Here is a 14761-nt window from a genome sequence, read left to right on the forward strand (position 1 = left end):
CGCGACGCCGCGGTCAATGCAGAGGTTGTGCGGCTCGCCGTCAGCTTCCTTGCCATCGCCGCTTTGTTCCAGATTGTTGATGGCGCGCAAGTCGTCGGCGCGGGCATGCTGCGGGGATTACATGACACCAGCGTGCCCATGTTGTTCGCGGCCTTTGGCTATTGGGTGGTCGGCATTGGCGTTGGTGCGTGGTTGGCATTTTCGCAAGGGTGGAACGGCGTTGGCATCTGGGTCGGCTTGGCGAGCGGGCTGGGCATTGTTGCCATACTCATGCTCGTCCGCTGGTCGCTGCGCGCGCGGCTCGGACTGCTGCCTTCAGAAGCTTAATATGCCGTCATATTGCGGGCGCGCCTGTAACCTTGGCACCTACATATTGGAAAAGGGCATGCCTTAGCCGTCGATTGCCTTTTTCTCGTCAGGGTCAGTGCCGTCGACTTCCTGCACGCGGGCTTTCACCAATATGCGGGCATTGTTGGAGAACAGAAATTCCGCTTCGATCACGCCAAGCCGGCGGGGGATGAGGTTGACGCCCCACATCATCACATGCTTGCCGCCTTTTTTGAAAGCGACGGTTTCGTCTGCGGGAATGCGGACGCGTTGCAGGGGCATCATGGACACGGCCCCCGTTTTTGGATCCACCGTCACATCGTGCATTTCAACGCGGATGGCGGACGGCGAACTGACGCGCAGCAAATAGACATCTTCGGGGCCGCCATAGACGTTGAAATGAAATGCCGACGGATTGCTGTCGACCGGCGATAGCGTGAGAACCGCCTCTTTGACCTTTAGCTGCGGTGTCGGGCCGCACGAGCCCAGCAATAGTGCACTTGCTGCGGCTACAACTGTGAATATCCGTCGGTTCATATGATCCTCGTTTCGGCATTGGCTTTGTTGTTCAAAGCCGGGACTGTGACTACTTTTTCCCTATCTAGGGTTGCCGAAGTCTTGTGCCAAGAGATTTGGCACCTATATCGCCGCTACAAGGTTGCATTACGGGAAAACACCGGTGCCTGATAGGGCCGGACCGTAAGTGGCCAGTAAGCGTTCAATTTTAAAATTTCGGGGTAAAGTTTTTATGGCTAAAGTTATTGGTATCGACTTGGGCACGACAAACAGCTGCGTTGCGGTAATGGACGGCGGCAAGCCCAAGGTCATCGAAAATGCTGAAGGCGCACGTACGACGCCATCGATCGTGGCCTTTGCTAAGGACGGTGAGCGTCTGATCGGGCAACCGGCAAAGCGTCAGGCCGTTACCAATCCGGAAAGCACAATTTACGCGGTGAAGCGCCTTATCGGCCGCCGCTTTGACGACCCAATGACCAAGAAGGACATGGGCCTCGTCCCCTACAGCATCGTCAAGGGTAAGACCGGCGATGCATGGGTTAAGGCAGGCGGCGAAGAATATTCGCCATCGCAGATTTCCGCATTCATCCTTCAAAAAATGAAGGAAACGGCAGAAGCCTATTTGGGCGAAACCGTAACGCAGGCCGTTATCACGGTTCCCGCTTATTTCAACGACGCCCAGCGTCAGGCCACGAAGGATGCTGGCCAGATTGCGGGTCTTGAAGTCCTGCGCATCATCAACGAGCCAACCGCCGCTGCGCTTGCATATGGCATGGACAAGGATGAGAACAAAACCATCGCGGTCTATGACCTTGGCGGCGGTACGTTCGACATTTCGATCCTCGAAGTCGGCGACGGCGTTTTCGAAGTGAAATCGACCAATGGCGACACGTTCTTGGGCGGTGAAGATTTCGACAGCGTGCTCGTTGAGCATTTGGCAGCCGATTTCAACAAGGCCGAAGGTATTGACCTTACTAAGGACAAGCTCGCGCTTCAGCGTTTGAAGGAAGCGGCTGAAAAGGCGAAGATTGAACTGTCATCGACACAGACGACGGAAGTCAACTTGCCGTTCATCACTGCCGACCAAAATGGTCCAAAGCACCTTGTGAAGACGATCACCCGCGCAGACCTTGAAAAGCTGGTCGATGACCTCATCAAGCGCACGTTGGAGCCTTGCAAAAAGGCTTTGGCTGACGCCGGTCTGAAGGCGGATGCCATTGACGAAGTCGTCATGGTTGGCGGTATGACCCGCATGCCAAAGGTACGTGACGTTGTTAAGGCGTTCTTCGGCAAGGAACCGCACACTGGCGTGAACCCTGACGAAGTTGTTGCCATGGGCGCAGCCATTCAGGCGGGCGTGTTGCAGGGCGACGTTAAGGACGTGTTGTTGCTGGACGTAACGCCGCTGTCGCTTGGCATCGAAACCTTGGGCGGTGTGTTCACCCGCATGATCGACCGTAACACGACGATCCCGACCAAGAAGAGCCAAGTTTACTCGACTGCCGAAGATAACCAGAATGCGGTTACCATCCGCGTGTTCCAGGGCGAGCGGGAAATGGCGGCGGATAACAAGCTGCTCGGCAATTTCGACCTCGTCGGAATTCCACCCGCACCGCGCGGCGTGCCGCAGGTTGAAGTGACATTCGACATTGATGCCAACGGCCTCGTCAGCGTAACTGCAAAGGACAAGGGCACGGGCAAGGAACAGCAGATCAAGATCCAGGCTTCGGGCGGTTTGTCCGACGCCGACATTGATCAGATGGTCCGTGATGCCGAGGCATTCGCTGAAGAAGACAAGAAACGTCGTGAAGCTGCGGAAGCCAAGAACAATGCCGAAAGCCTTGTGCACAGCACGGAAAAGCAGCTCGAAGAGCATGGCGACAAGATTGACGCTGCGCTGAAGGGCGAAATCGAAGCGGCTGTTGCGGAAACCAAGACTGCCATCGAAGGTGGTGATGCAGAAGCGATGAAGGAAAAGGCAACGGCCTTGGCGCAAATCGCGATGAAGCTTGGTGAAGCCATCTACAAGGAAGAGCAAGCCGCGGCATCGCCGGGTGCTGCGACCGAAGAAGCTCCTGCGGACGACAATGTTGTTGATGCAGAATTCTCCGAAGTCGAAGACGACAAGAAAGACTGATGTTGAAAGTTCCCGACTGTCGCCACCGAAACACAGCGACGGTCGGGAAGCCGGGGGGTAGTCAGTCATGAATCTTGACATCGATTATTACGAATTGTTGGAAGTCGAGCGGACAGCGGATGAAAAGACGCTGAAATCCGCTTATCGCCGGATCGCGATGGAATGCCATCCCGACCGCAATCCCGGCTGCGACAAATCCGAAGCCAGATTTAAAGCGGTTAGCCAGGCCTATGATGTCCTGAAAGATCCGCAAAAACGCTCGGCTTACGACCGTCTTGGCAAAGCCGCGTTTGAAAATGGCGGCATGGGTGGCGGCGGCCAGGGCGGCGGTGGCTTTGGTGACTTTTCCGACATATTTGAAAGCTTTTTCGGCGATGCCTTTGGCGGACGTCAGCGTGGCCCCGCACGCGGTGCAGACTTGCGCTATGATCTCGAGATTTCACTCGACGAAGCCTTCCATGGCAAGGATGCCGAAATTACCATCGATGTGGCGACGGCTTGCGGCACCTGTGAAGGGACAGGCGCAACCCCGGGTTCGGGCAAGCGCCGTTGCAACCTGTGCGCCGGTCACGGCAAGGTGCGCGCGCAGCAAGGTTTCTTCGTTGTCGAACGGACATGTCCGACCTGTCATGGCCGCGGCGAGGTTATCGAAGACCCCTGCCGTGTCTGTGCCGGCGAAGGCCGCAAGGACGAACGCAAGACCATATCCGTAAACATTCCGCCGGGCGTCGATGAAGGCACCCGCATTCGGGTTGCGGGCAAAGGCGAAGCTGGGCCTTATGGCGCGGCCGCCGGTGACCTGTACATCTTCATCCATCTGTCGCGGCATAAGGTGTTTGAGCGCGACGGCACGACGTTGTTCTGCCGTGTGCCCGTAAGCTTTACCACAGCCGCGCTGGGCGGCGAAATCCGTATTCCGGGCCTCGACGGTGCTGAACACCTCATCATCGTTCCAGAGGGCATCCAGTCGGGTAAGCAGCTGCGCCAGCGCGGGGCAGGGATGCCCGTCCTGCAAGGACGCGGACGCGGCGACATGGTCATCCAAATCGATGTTGAGACGCCGTCCAAGCTGTCAGCGCGCCAGAAAGAAATATTGCGCGAGTTCCGTGAAACCGAAACCGGTGAGGAATGCCCGCAATCGAGTGGCTTTTTTGATAAGCTCAAAGGGATTTGGGACGGCATCGCGACGTGATTGCGGTGTGGTGAAGTGATCGGTCAGGTTTCGATCTGATCAATCTCGTTCCGCAATGATGCGATCAGCGGCTGGACATATTTCAGCCGATCCTGCTCCTCATCCAATATCGCGTGGAAGGCGAGCCTTTTGTAAGCCCGCACCCTGTTTTCGGCGAAGTCATGACCTGCGGGAAGGGACGACACCAAAATGTCGATAAGCCGTTCTGCCCCGTGCAGCCGCCCCCACAGATAATCATTCTCGCGATAGGACCGGCTGAAAAACGCGCCGAAATTGTTGAACTCTATGCCTTTCAACGTGGCAGCAGCGCCGCCTTTGCGGATGGAGCTGCAGTCTTCGGGGGAAATGCGGTCCACTTTGACGGGGTCAAATTCATCGAACCCTTCGTCCTGCAACAATGGCAAGGTCGCGATGTCGTAAAGGGCATAACCCAGATAGCCGAGCAGCATGGCCCGGCGCGCCTCCACCGGCAGTGCCAAGAGCGCCGCGCACAATATTGCATCAACACGCAGGTCCGTTTGGACGAGGTCGCGCTGTGCCGCCAAATGGTCTATGAGCCCGGCCGGATTGGTGACGCCCGCTTTTGCGGCAATGGCAAAATCTACGCCGAGAAATTCGGCCGTTTCCAGATCCAGATACATCGCCAGACAGCGATAAATAGCATCACGGATCTGCGTGATGTCCTTTTCGGGTACGTCGATGACATTTTCGACCTCTTCCGTCAGATGCCGCGCAAGGAAGCGTAGCCGGCGAATTCTGAACCGTAGATCGTGCGTGCCAAAAAAGGCGATGGACTGTTTGGTCGCTTGCTTGCCGCCGTCTTGCGGCATGCTGTCCAATCCCCGTGTTCTGATTTCCGACCACAAAGCGGCTCTCAAGTCGCGGAAAAACCCGTTGTTAGCATCGGGCAGGCTACGCCGCGCGGTCGCCACAATATCGTCGACGACGCCCGCAAGCTTCAGATGGCCATAAGCCCGATAGCTGAATCCGGCGGCAAGTATCGCCTTTTCCTGCGCAGATTGACGCCATTTCTGCATACGGACGGCAGTCGGCTGGCTCAGGAACCAGGTCTTGCCCAGCATTGCCTCGACAGTGGTTTCGACTTCGTCCCGTAGGCTGTCGATCACCTGTCGCATGCGTTCGATCCGTTCCGATCGGCCCGAGATTTTTTCCAAGCTATCGCGGATCGGTTGCTCCCGCGGGATGTTCGATGTCGCGCCAAAAATCGTTGCGAAAAAGCCGGGCGGTTTGCGCGGCTTTTCCGCGCTGCCATCTGCATTGCGCCGACCGAAGCGGAAACTTGGGCGGCCGGGCTTTGGGTCAATATAGACAAAGCGGCGGTCGACTTCGCGGCGCGCCGGGCGGTTGCGCAGGGCGGCAATCGCCTGATTAAATGGCGCGTTGGCGAGCACGGAACCGTCAATCAGCATCGTGTCTTCCGCGGCATTGGCGGCAAATTGCTGCGGCAATATGCGTTTCAGAAATGCGTTCCGCCCCAACCACGGCACATTTTCGCGCGCAAGCAATCGGTCAAGTTCACGCACCGAAAAGGGCGGGAAGGCACCGGGAAAACTAGCGGTTGCGCGCGCCGCAAAGATGAGTTCTGCCATATCGGCAAGGTCCGTCCGCCCGCGTGTCGAAAAGTCGACGGTGATCCGGTGTTCAGACTCCGTTACCTCGGGCGGGCTGTTCAACCGCAAGATTTGATCATGCCCGTTAAAATCGGTGACCGTCACAAACAGGTCGAGCGGTTGGTTGATGGGCAAAAGCGGCGATCCCGCTTTGCTCGCCGCCATGGCCTTCAACGCATCCAGCAATAGCTTGGAAAACACATTGCCGCCAAAGGGTGGCGCGAACCAGCGGGCACGAACGAAGCGCGACAGCTTGGTTGCCACCTCGTCCTGTGCTTCCTTCGCGACCGTCTGTTCAACCGCGCCGCCGCGCCGCCGCAAGATTAACCACGCTATCGGTGTTGCCCAAAATTTGGAGAAGCGCGACAGCGGACGCGCATCGGGGTCCAGCAGGACGTCCACATCAGCCATTTCAAGCCACATATCGGTCAGCGGCTCCAGCGACTGCCCTGTGACAATGGCTTGGGATAGAAATATGCCGTTGATGCCGCCCGCGCTGGACCCGGCGATAATATCGGTCAGCACGCGCAGCTTCGTTCCGCTGACTTGTGATATTTCGGCGAGGAGGTCGTGATAGACGGACTCGCTGCCGCCCGTTGCGGGCACTGCATCATGGAACGCGCGGCTGGCGCGGACCATATGCCAAATCTCGCGCGTGACGCCATGCATGTAGATGGCAAGGCTAACCCCGCCATAACAAATGAGCGCCAGTCGAAGTTCTTTTTCACGCATGCCGATGGTGTGACAGCGCCAACGTTCGTGCGCAAGCACCTGTGCATGCTTTTTACAGCTTGAGTTCTTGATATGTTCTGATAGTTTCCGTCTATGGCAAAGGCAAAGCGCAAATATGTGTGTCAGGCATGCGGTTCCGAAGCGAACCGTTGGCAGGGGCAATGTGACGATTGCGGCGAATGGAATACGCTGGCGGAAGAAGCGAGCGCGACGGTCTTTGAGTTGAAGCATCATTTGCATTCGGGCGGACGTTCCGTCGAACTGTCGGGGCTGAACACCGACATCAAGCTTCCTGATCGCGCCTCGACCGGCATCGCTGAGTTCGACCGTGCGCTGGGTGGCGGCCTTGTGCCGGGTTCAGCGACGTTGCTGGGCGGTGATCCGGGCATTGGTAAGTCGACTTTGCTGTTGCAGGCGGCGGCCAATCTGGCGCGGCGTGGGCTGAGCGTTGCGTATATTTCGGGCGAAGAGGCTGTCGACCAAGTGCGTTTGCGCGCGCGGCGGCTTGGGCTCGGCGATGCGCCCGTGCAATTGGCGGCCGCAACCTCGGTCCGCGACATATTGACCACCATGGGGAAGGGCGCGCCACCCGCCTTGCTGGTGATCGACTCCATCCAGACGATGCACAGCGATTTGATTGAAGGCGCGCCTGGCACCGTCAGCCAAGTGCGGGCATCGGCACAAGAGCTGATCCGTTTTGCCAAAGAGCGTGGCTCTGCATTGATGCTGGTTGGCCATGTCACCAAAGACGGAACGATCGCCGGACCGCGCGTGCTTGAACATATGGTCGATACGGTGCTGGCGTTTGAAGGTGAACGAAGCCATCAATATCGCATATTGCGCGCATCGAAGAACCGCTTTGGCGGCACCGATGAGATTGGCGTTTTCGCCATGGCGGAAGAGGGCCTGACCGAGGTTGGCAACCCAAGCGCATTGTTCCTGACGGACCGTGCAGAGCAAGTGACTGGCGCAACGGTGTTTCCGGCGTTGGAAGGGACGCGGCCAGTGCTCGTTGAAATTCAGGCGCTTACCGTGCGCTTATCGAGCGGTGCTACGCCGCGCCGCGCCGTGGTCGGATGGGACAGCGGACGGCTCGCGATGATATTGGCGGTGTTGGAGGCGCGCTGTGGCCTTAGCTTTTCGACTGCTGAAGTATATCTGAACATCGCTGGCGGCTATCGCATTTCGGACCCTGCGGCGGACCTTGCGGTCGCGGCGGCGCTGGTATCTGCCCTTGCCGAGCGGCCCTTGCCGTCGGATGCTGTCCTGTTTGGGGAAGTCGCCTTGTCCGGCGAGATTCGGCCCGTCGCGCATGGCGCATTGCGCTTGAAGGAATCGGCCAAGCTTGGTTTCAGCCGAGCACTTGTTTCGCCATCGGTGAAGGGACAGTCGGGAATTTCCACGCAAGAGTTCCGCACGCTGGCCAATCTCGTTGACCATATGCTGGGACGTCACTAAATCCGTTTTTAGGCCATGTCATATGCGACATAAATCAAGCGGCTTTGCGGCTTGAGTGGCGATATTAGCGCACTGCGGACGAGGTGCGCCGGATTATAGATTGGGCAGCAGCTTCACATGACCGCGTTTGATATCATTGTGTTTTTCCTAATCGGCAGCGGCGCCGTTTTCGGCTTATTGCGCGGTTTTGTGCAAGAGACGCTGTCGATGATTGCATGGATATTGGTTATCGCTGCCGTCCGCGTGCTGCATGCCCCTGCCACGTCTGCGCTTGCGGAAACCATTGGGTCGGAAACAAGCGCGGCCATTGCGGCGTTTCTGGCGATTGTCATCGTCATCTATGCACTTGGTAGATGGATCGCCAAATCGCTTGGCGCGCGATCGCGAAAATCGCTTTTGGGGCCATTTGACCGTGTTTTGGGCTTTGGTTTCGGCATGTTGAAGGGACTGATGATGGCGACCCTCATATTCCTTTTGCTCGTCATGGGTTATGGCATGTTCTTTGGCGCGGATGAGGCGCGGCCCGAATGGATGACACAATCACGCACCTATCCACTGCTGAACGCCAGCGGGACAGCCATGTCTGATTTCGTTCGGGAGAACCGCGGGGCCGACGATGAAGCCGCGGGAACAAACGAGTGAGCGGTTCCGCTCTCTACAATCGCGACATACTCCGCCTCGCGACCGCGTTGGTCGCAAATGACCGCCTTGAAAATCCCGACGGGTCGGCAGAGGTCCGCTCCCCCGTTTGCGGAAGCCGGATGCAGGCAGATGTCATGACCGACGCAAGCGGGCATATATGCGGGCTGGCCTTGCGCGCAAATGCCTGCGCCTTGGGTCAGGCCTCGGCCGCCATTTTACGGCAAAACGCCGACGGGTTGAGCCTATCGATGCTGAATGAACTGCGCGGCGGCATTGCCCAAGCATTAAAGCGCGAGGGAGTGATGCCCGATATTTGGCCTGAGCTCGATTTGCTTTCGGCAGCCAGCGATTATCCGTCACGGCATGCGGCCATCTTGCTGCCCTATGATGCGGTTCTGGCTGCGGCGCAGAATATCAAAGAGAAAAGCTGATGGAGGATGCGCCGCATAATCTTGTTGCGGACGTGATGCTTGGCGGGGTTGTGCTGCTGGGTGCAGCTTTGATTGCCGTGCTTATTTTCCGCCGTCTGGGGCTTGGTGCCGTGCTTGGGTATTTGGTTGCCGGTATCGCCATCGGTCCGGACGGACTTGGCCTAATTGGCGCACCAGAGACTATATTGGCCTATTCGGAAATCGGCATCATATTGCTGCTTTTCCTCGTCGGGCTGGAACTATCGCCTAGCCGATTGTGGCTGTTGCGCAGGGATATTTTGTTATTTGGTCCGCTGCAGGTAACGCTCTGCGGCCTTGGTATGTTTGCGATCATTCGCTTCGCCATGCCGACCTTTAGCTGGGAAGCGGCGTTGGTCCTTGGCCTGCCGCTTGCTTTATCATCCACCGCGCAGGTCCTGCCTTTGCTGCAATCGCGTGGCCGCATGAAAACCGACTATGGCGAAAAAAGCTTCTCCATCTTGTTGTTTCAGGACATTTCGATTGTCCCATTGCTGACGATTGTCGCCGCATTGTCGCGTGCGCCGGCAGATGAAGGCGCCATTACGGGCTGGCGGCTGGTTCTATATGCTATCCTCGCCATATTGGGCTTGGTGCTTGCCGGGCGCTATTTGCTGTCGCCATTGTTGCGGCTCGTCGGCAAGATTTCCGAACGTGAATTGTTCATCGTCACAGGGTTGTTCACGGTTTGCGTCAGCGCTGCGGTCATGCAGTCGATTGGCGTGTCGCCTGCATTGGGGGCGTTTGTTGCAGGCGTCATGCTCGCAGAATCGCCGTACCGGCATGAGCTTGAGGCGGATATTGATCCGTTTCGGTCGATCCTGCTGGGTCTGTTTTTCCTTGCGGTTGGCATGTTGCTGGATGTTGACGTCATTATCGCCCAGCCTTTGTTTGTTGCGGGGCTTGCGCTGGCATTGGTCGCCGTCAAAATTGCCATCATCTTTGCGCTTGGCCGGTTCTTTGGATTGAAGAGCAAGCCGTCCATCATCATGGCCATGCTGTTGAGCCAGGGCGGGGAATTCGCATTTGTGTTGTTCACGGCGGCGCAACAGGCGTTGTTGATTGAGCCGGAGGCTGCGAGCCTATTTGGCGCAGTGGTAACGCTGTCGATGGCGTCGACGCCTTTCCTGATGATTATTGCCGGCAAGCTGGCGGCACATAAGCCCAACATTGCGGCCCAGCTTGATGACCCCGCGTTGGCCGCGCAAGCCAATGTCATCATCGTCGGCCACGGCCGGTTCGGGCAACAAGTGTCGCAGATCATGCAGGCCGCGGGCCGGTCGGTTACGCTCATCGATATCAACCCGCGGACAATCGACATAAGCGGCGAATTTGGTTTCAAAGTCTTCTACGGCGATGGGACGCGCGTGGATTTGTTGCAGCGGGCAGGGGGCGAGGACGCGCAGGCGATATTCTTCTGCATCGACGACCGGCATATGACCGCAGAGTCGCTCATGCCCGTGCGTGAGACATTTCCACGTACCAAGTTGTTTGTGCGCGCTTATGACCGGCAACAGGCGCTGGCATTGATGGAAGATGATGGCATCAGTATCATCCGCGAGCTGTTTGAATCGTCGATCCGCATGTCGGTTGATGCGCTTAAGTTCTTCGGAACGGAACGCGAGGCTATTCATGAAATCATCGCTGAATTCCGCCGCCGCGACCGAAGCCGTCTAAAAGCGCAATTTACCAGTGGTGATTTGCACGCCGGTAAACAGCATAGCTTTGGCGGTGATGGTTCGGATGATTTCCTGATCGCTCAGGATTGAGCTTCGTCGTCGAGGAAGGCCGCGACGTCATCCAGAATAACGTCCTTGGACAGGAAGGTTTTGCCAATGCCTCTTGCGAGCAAGAAAGGCAAAGTGCCGCCGCTCATCTTTTTGTCATGCCGCATATAATCCACCAGCAACGCGCCATTCGCGGTAACGCCCGCATCTGAAAGCGTGGTGGGCAAGCCCGCGGCTTTCAGCAGCCGCGATACGCGTTGTGCATCCTCTGCGGCGCATAGGCCAAGCCGGACGGAATAGCGAAACGCCAGCGCCATGCCCGCGGCGACGGCTTCGCCATGGAACAGCCTGTCTGAAAAGCCTGTGTCGGCTTCCAACGCATGGCCAAAGGTATGGCCCAGATTCAACAATGCCCGCGTGCCCGTGCGTTCGGTCTCGTCAGCGGCGACGATGCGCGCTTTGGATTGCACCGATGTTATGATGGCCTGCGCGCGAATGGCGGGGTCACCGGCAAAGAAACTGTCCAGATTGTCTTCGCAATATACGAAGAAGTCGGGATCATCGATCAGGCCATATTTGACCACTTCGGCAAAACCCGCCGCCAATTGGCGCGGCGGTAGAGTCGACAACAATTCAGGGTCGATAAGCACCAATGCAGGTTGATGAAATGCACCGACGAGGTTTTTGCCTGCCGCGCTGTTGATTGCGGTCTTGCCGCCGACGCTGCTGTCCACTTGCGCCAACAAGGTCGTCGGGATTTGCACGAACGAACAGCCGCGCTTCACGATATGCGTTGCAAAACCCGTGATGTCGCCGACAACGCCGCCGCCCAGCGCGATGACATGATCGCTACGTTCCACATGCTGCGCGAGCATCCAGTCGGTTAGCTTTTCCAGCTCAGCCCAGCTTTTGCCAGCCTCGCCCGCCGGCAAAATATATACTGCGGTTTTCACGCCAGCGGCGGAGAGCGCGCCTTCAAGCGCTGGCCAGACAGCGCGGGCAACATTTTCGTCTGTGACCACCAACAACCGGTTATCGCGCGCATAGGGCAGCAGATATTCCGGCGCCTGTGCCATTAAGCCCGCAAGGACATGAATGTCATAAGGTGCGTTGGTCAGGTCGACGGAAATGACGGTCATTGGGCAAGGGCCTTCACGATATTTTCAACGGTCCGCATATGCGGCGATGTATCGCTGCGAATATGGATATTGGCCGTCGCATATAGCGGGTTTCGAATCTTGCCAAGTTCCGTCAGGACTTCAATAGGGTCCTTATCCTTTAGCAAAGGCCGGTGGCTGCGCCGACCAACGCGATCGGCCAGTACCTTTACGTCTGCGTCCAGCCAAATGGATATCGCGCGCTCCAATATCAGTGCGCGGGTGTCCGCATTGACGAACGCGCCGCCGCCTGTAGCGATGATCTTTGGCGCACCCTCGACAAGCCGCGCAATAACCCGTCGCTCGCCATCGCGAAAATAGCCTTCGCCGAACTTTTCGAATATTTCGGAAATGGAAAGTCCCGCGGCACGTTCAATTTCATCGTCAGCATCAGCAAAAGGCACATTTAACCGCGCAGCGAGGCGCTTTCCAATGCTGCTTTTGCCCACACCCATCATCCCGACAAGAACGACTGGCCGGTCTATTACCGGGTCAGTTACTGTTCGGTCGTTGCCGATTTTTTGTTCATCGTTTCCGGGCATTGCGACACTGCCTATATATCGGCTATCCCCAACCCGAAAGTAATTTGCCACTTATCCGGAAAATTGTGGAAAAGCAGTATATTACACAATGGTTCAAGAGCGGCGGACGTAAAAACCGGTTTTTGCGCTTTCTAATTGTTGCGGCAGTGGCATTTGGCTTGCTACTCTGGCTTGCATATTTAGGCGGTGAACAACCATGCAGATAAGAGAAATTGCAGTGCAGCCCCAAACATTTGAAACAGGTTCGCGTCATTGACTGATAAAATAACAAAAGGCGGCCTTTTGGCGGCAGCCGCTGTCGTCCTCGCATTTGCGTTGCCCGCATTGGGGCAGCAGGGTCCGGAGTCACTTCTGCCCGAAGGCTTTGGCGACCCCGCGCCGTCAGCGCCGAATAATCCCGCGCGTCCCTCGTCTTCGTCACCGTCAACCACTAAGGCCGGAACATCACCGGCCAATCCGGCATCGGGTGACGTCAGTGCGGACGCTGCGGCTGACGACGCAGAAGAGGATGAAGAAGACGCACAGGAAATGGTCGTTCGGTATGACGTTCCGCCTGCCGCGCGCCGTTCGCTCAATGCGATTGGCATCATCTCCGAAACATCGGGTGGATTTCCAGCGTCGTCGTTTGGCGTGACCAATGGCGCTTTCCTGAAACAGGTTGTCGAACGCACATCGGGGCCAATTGCGTCGCGTTGGGGCACGATCATGGCACGGCGGTTGCTCGCCAGCCGGACCAATACGCCAGTGGGCGTAAACGGCGCGGATTGGACCGCAGAACGGGCGTGGCTGTTGTTGCGCATGGGGGATTCGGTTGTCGCACGTGGGCTTGTTCAGCAAGTCGATGCTGGCAATTACACCAAACGGCTTCATGAGGTCGCGATGCAGATCTATCTCGCCAATGGCGATCTGGCGGGCATCTGTCCGTTGACCGAAGGCGGCGTTCGCCTTGTGAACAGCGGGCGTTGGAAAATGTCGCGGGCTATTTGTGCATCGCTGGCCGGCGAACAAGGCAGCGCAACGGGCTTCATCAATCAGGGACGCTATCAGGGCTGGGTTCGGGGCGTTGATTATCTCTTAACCGAAAAGGCCGTGGGGGCGGGCATCAATGGCCGCCGGTCGGTTAAAATCGAATGGGATGGCGTTGAGGGGATGAACCCATGGCGCTTTGGTTTGTCCGCCGCCGTTGGTCTTGAGCCACCGGAGCAGTTGTTCAGCAATAGTGGTCGCCAGATTGATGGATGGCGTGCGCAATTGCCCATGTTTGCACCCGCCATACGCGCCAAATATGCACCCGGTGCCGCGGCGCTTGGCGTATTTTCCAACCGCGATATGGTTGATCTTTATGCGCAGGTTCTTGACGATCCCGATGCCCCTGATGCGATGAAAACGCAGGCTGAAAATCTGGGCAACGCATATACCGCATCGGACGATTCCGGAAAAGTTTCGGCGATGGCGTCGATTTGGGGCGCAGAGCGGGCGGATGCGGACTATCTGGCGGCGCTTGTCATGACGGCACGGGCCGCAGCGCTGATAACCCCAAGTTCAGACCATGCCGGGCAGGCCGATGGATTGATTGCATCAATGTTGACGGCGGGGCTTGATCGTTCGGCGGCGCGATGGAGCAATATAGTTTCCGGCGGATCGCTGGGTTGGGCACTCGTCACCTTGGGCGCACCCGGCCGCGTTACTCTGGCGGATTATGGCGATCTCGATGAATTTTACGGCAATGACGACAGCGATGATGGTCATAAGTCCGTGCTTTTGCTGGCCGGACTTGCCGGGCTTGGCCGCGTTGAATCCGGCGCACGCACTGATTTCGCTGGCGATCTGAAGGTAAATATTGCGCGGCAAACGGCTTGGTCAAAAGCGATTACGGCCGCGGCAGATCGCGGTGAACAAGGCACGGTCGCACTGATGGCGGTTGCCGGAATGCAGGCGCCATCATGGGCTTCGGTGCCTGCGCATCATCTATATTATATCGTGCGTTCGCTGCGTCAGGTGGGGCTTGAGGCGGAAGCGCGGATGATTGCGGCCGAAGCGGTCACCCTTGGGTGATAAGCAAGGCAGCGCCCTCTGATCGACGGACATGAGCGCGACGGACCGCGATCTGATAGCGCGCTTCATCGAAATGATGGCGGCTGAGCAGGGCGTTGCTGCAAATACCAGCGCAGCTTATGCGAGCGACTTGCTTGCGGCATCCAGTCTGACCGGTGGAAAGCTCGCACATGCCGATGCCGATAATTTGGTGACG

Annotated in this window: 12 protein-coding genes; 8 read left to right on the plus strand and 4 right to left on the minus strand. The window is 57.5% G+C overall.

Going from position 1 to position 14761, the window contains the following annotated elements:
- Positions 1 to 327, plus strand: a 327-nt coding sequence (locus tag ACIQ0G_RS05950; protein ID WP_397577116.1) for an MATE family efflux transporter, incomplete at its 5' end; no start/stop codon positions are given.
- A gap of 63 nt (positions 328 to 390) precedes the next feature.
- Here ACIQ0G_RS05950 and ACIQ0G_RS05955 read toward each other — a convergent pair.
- A complete protein-coding gene (locus ACIQ0G_RS05955; RefSeq protein WP_397577117.1) occupies positions 391 to 864 on the minus strand; it encodes a copper chaperone PCu(A)C in 474 nt (157 codons plus the stop codon).
- Between the two features lie 211 nt (positions 865 to 1075).
- Here ACIQ0G_RS05955 and dnaK point away from each other — a divergent pair, with 211 nt between their 5' ends.
- Both dnaK and dnaJ read left to right on the plus strand, forming a co-directional pair.
- Complete coding sequence (gene dnaK / locus ACIQ0G_RS05960) at positions 1076 to 2980, plus strand: molecular chaperone DnaK (protein ID WP_397577118.1); 1905 nt, start codon at positions 1076 to 1078, stop codon at positions 2978 to 2980.
- A gap of 67 nt (positions 2981 to 3047) precedes the next feature.
- Positions 3048 to 4172, plus strand: a complete 1125-nt coding sequence (gene dnaJ / locus ACIQ0G_RS05965; RefSeq protein WP_397577119.1) for a molecular chaperone DnaJ — start codon at positions 3048 to 3050, stop codon at positions 4170 to 4172.
- A gap of 23 nt (positions 4173 to 4195) precedes the next feature.
- On the opposite strand, the gene ACIQ0G_RS05970 is transcribed toward dnaJ, so the two are convergent.
- On the minus strand, positions 4196 to 6535 hold the full coding sequence (locus ACIQ0G_RS05970) for a patatin-like protein (RefSeq protein ID WP_397577125.1): 2340 nt from the start codon (positions 6533 to 6535) through the stop codon (positions 4196 to 4198).
- 93 nt (positions 6536 to 6628) lie between these two features.
- Between ACIQ0G_RS05970 and radA the strand changes: the two genes are divergently transcribed.
- The 4 genes from radA (at position 6629) to ACIQ0G_RS05990 (ending at position 10853) form a co-directional block, all read left to right on the plus strand.
- A complete protein-coding gene (gene radA / locus ACIQ0G_RS05975) occupies positions 6629 to 7993 on the plus strand; it encodes a DNA repair protein RadA (protein ID WP_397577120.1) in 1365 nt (454 codons plus the stop codon).
- Between the two features lie 117 nt (positions 7994 to 8110).
- Positions 8111 to 8635 (plus strand): CvpA family protein, encoded by a 525-nt coding sequence (locus tag ACIQ0G_RS05980; protein WP_395627921.1) that lies wholly within the window; start codon positions 8111 to 8113, stop codon positions 8633 to 8635.
- The gene (locus tag ACIQ0G_RS05985) at positions 8632 to 9066 is read left to right on the plus strand and encodes an iron-sulfur cluster assembly scaffold protein (RefSeq protein ID WP_397577121.1); all 435 of its coding nucleotides are present in this window, start codon (positions 8632 to 8634) and stop codon (positions 9064 to 9066) included. Before ACIQ0G_RS05980 ends, ACIQ0G_RS05985 begins: the two co-directional genes overlap by 4 nt.
- The gene (locus ACIQ0G_RS05990) at positions 9066 to 10853 is read left to right on the plus strand and encodes a monovalent cation:proton antiporter-2 (CPA2) family protein (RefSeq protein WP_397577122.1); all 1788 of its coding nucleotides are present in this window, start codon (positions 9066 to 9068) and stop codon (positions 10851 to 10853) included. The genes ACIQ0G_RS05985 and ACIQ0G_RS05990 overlap by 1 nt, the downstream gene beginning before the upstream one ends.
- Here the strand turns inward: ACIQ0G_RS05990 and aroB are convergent.
- Positions 10844 to 11950: a 3-dehydroquinate synthase gene (aroB, locus tag ACIQ0G_RS05995; protein ID WP_397577123.1), complete on the minus strand. Its 1107-nt coding sequence runs from the start codon at positions 11948 to 11950 to the stop codon at positions 10844 to 10846. The two genes, ACIQ0G_RS05990 and aroB, sit on opposite strands and share 10 nt — an antisense overlap.
- On the minus strand, positions 11947 to 12426 hold the full coding sequence (locus ACIQ0G_RS06000; protein WP_246337140.1) for a shikimate kinase: 480 nt from the start codon (positions 12424 to 12426) through the stop codon (positions 11947 to 11949). The genes aroB and ACIQ0G_RS06000 overlap by 4 nt, the downstream gene beginning before the upstream one ends.
- A gap of 336 nt (positions 12427 to 12762) precedes the next feature.
- On the opposite strand from ACIQ0G_RS06000, the gene ACIQ0G_RS06005 reads away from it, so the two are divergent.
- Complete coding sequence (locus ACIQ0G_RS06005) at positions 12763 to 14565, plus strand: hypothetical protein (RefSeq protein ID WP_397577124.1); 1803 nt, start codon at positions 12763 to 12765, stop codon at positions 14563 to 14565.
- Positions 14566 to 14761 lie beyond the last annotated feature (196 nt).

This window comes from Sphingorhabdus sp. (assembly GCF_044354325.1).
Lineage (GTDB): Bacteria > Pseudomonadota > Alphaproteobacteria > Sphingomonadales > Sphingomonadaceae > Sphingorhabdus_B.

Coding starts and splice junctions, on each gene's coding strand:
- ACIQ0G_RS05980 (WP_395627921.1), top strand. CDS start 8,111: ATGACCGCGTTTGATATCATTGTGTTTTTCCTAATCGGCAGCGGCGCC.
- ACIQ0G_RS05990 (WP_397577122.1), top strand. CDS start 9,066: ATGGAGGATGCGCCGCATAATCTTGTTGCGGACGTGATGCTTGGCGGG.
- aroB (WP_397577123.1), bottom strand. CDS start 11,950: ATGACCGTCATTTCCGTCGACCTGACCAACGCACCTTATGACATTCAT.
- ACIQ0G_RS05955 (WP_397577117.1), bottom strand. CDS start 864: ATGAACCGACGGATATTCACAGTTGTAGCCGCAGCAAGTGCACTATTG.
- radA (WP_397577120.1), top strand. CDS start 6,629: ATGGCAAAGGCAAAGCGCAAATATGTGTGTCAGGCATGCGGTTCCGAA.
- dnaJ (WP_397577119.1), top strand. CDS start 3,048: ATGAATCTTGACATCGATTATTACGAATTGTTGGAAGTCGAGCGGACA.
- ACIQ0G_RS06000 (WP_246337140.1), bottom strand. CDS start 12,426: ATGATGGGTGTGGGCAAAAGCAGCATTGGAAAGCGCCTCGCTGCGCGG.
- dnaK (WP_397577118.1), top strand. CDS start 1,076: ATGGCTAAAGTTATTGGTATCGACTTGGGCACGACAAACAGCTGCGTT.
- ACIQ0G_RS05970 (WP_397577125.1), bottom strand. CDS start 6,535: ATGCGTGAAAAAGAACTTCGACTGGCGCTCATTTGTTATGGCGGGGTT.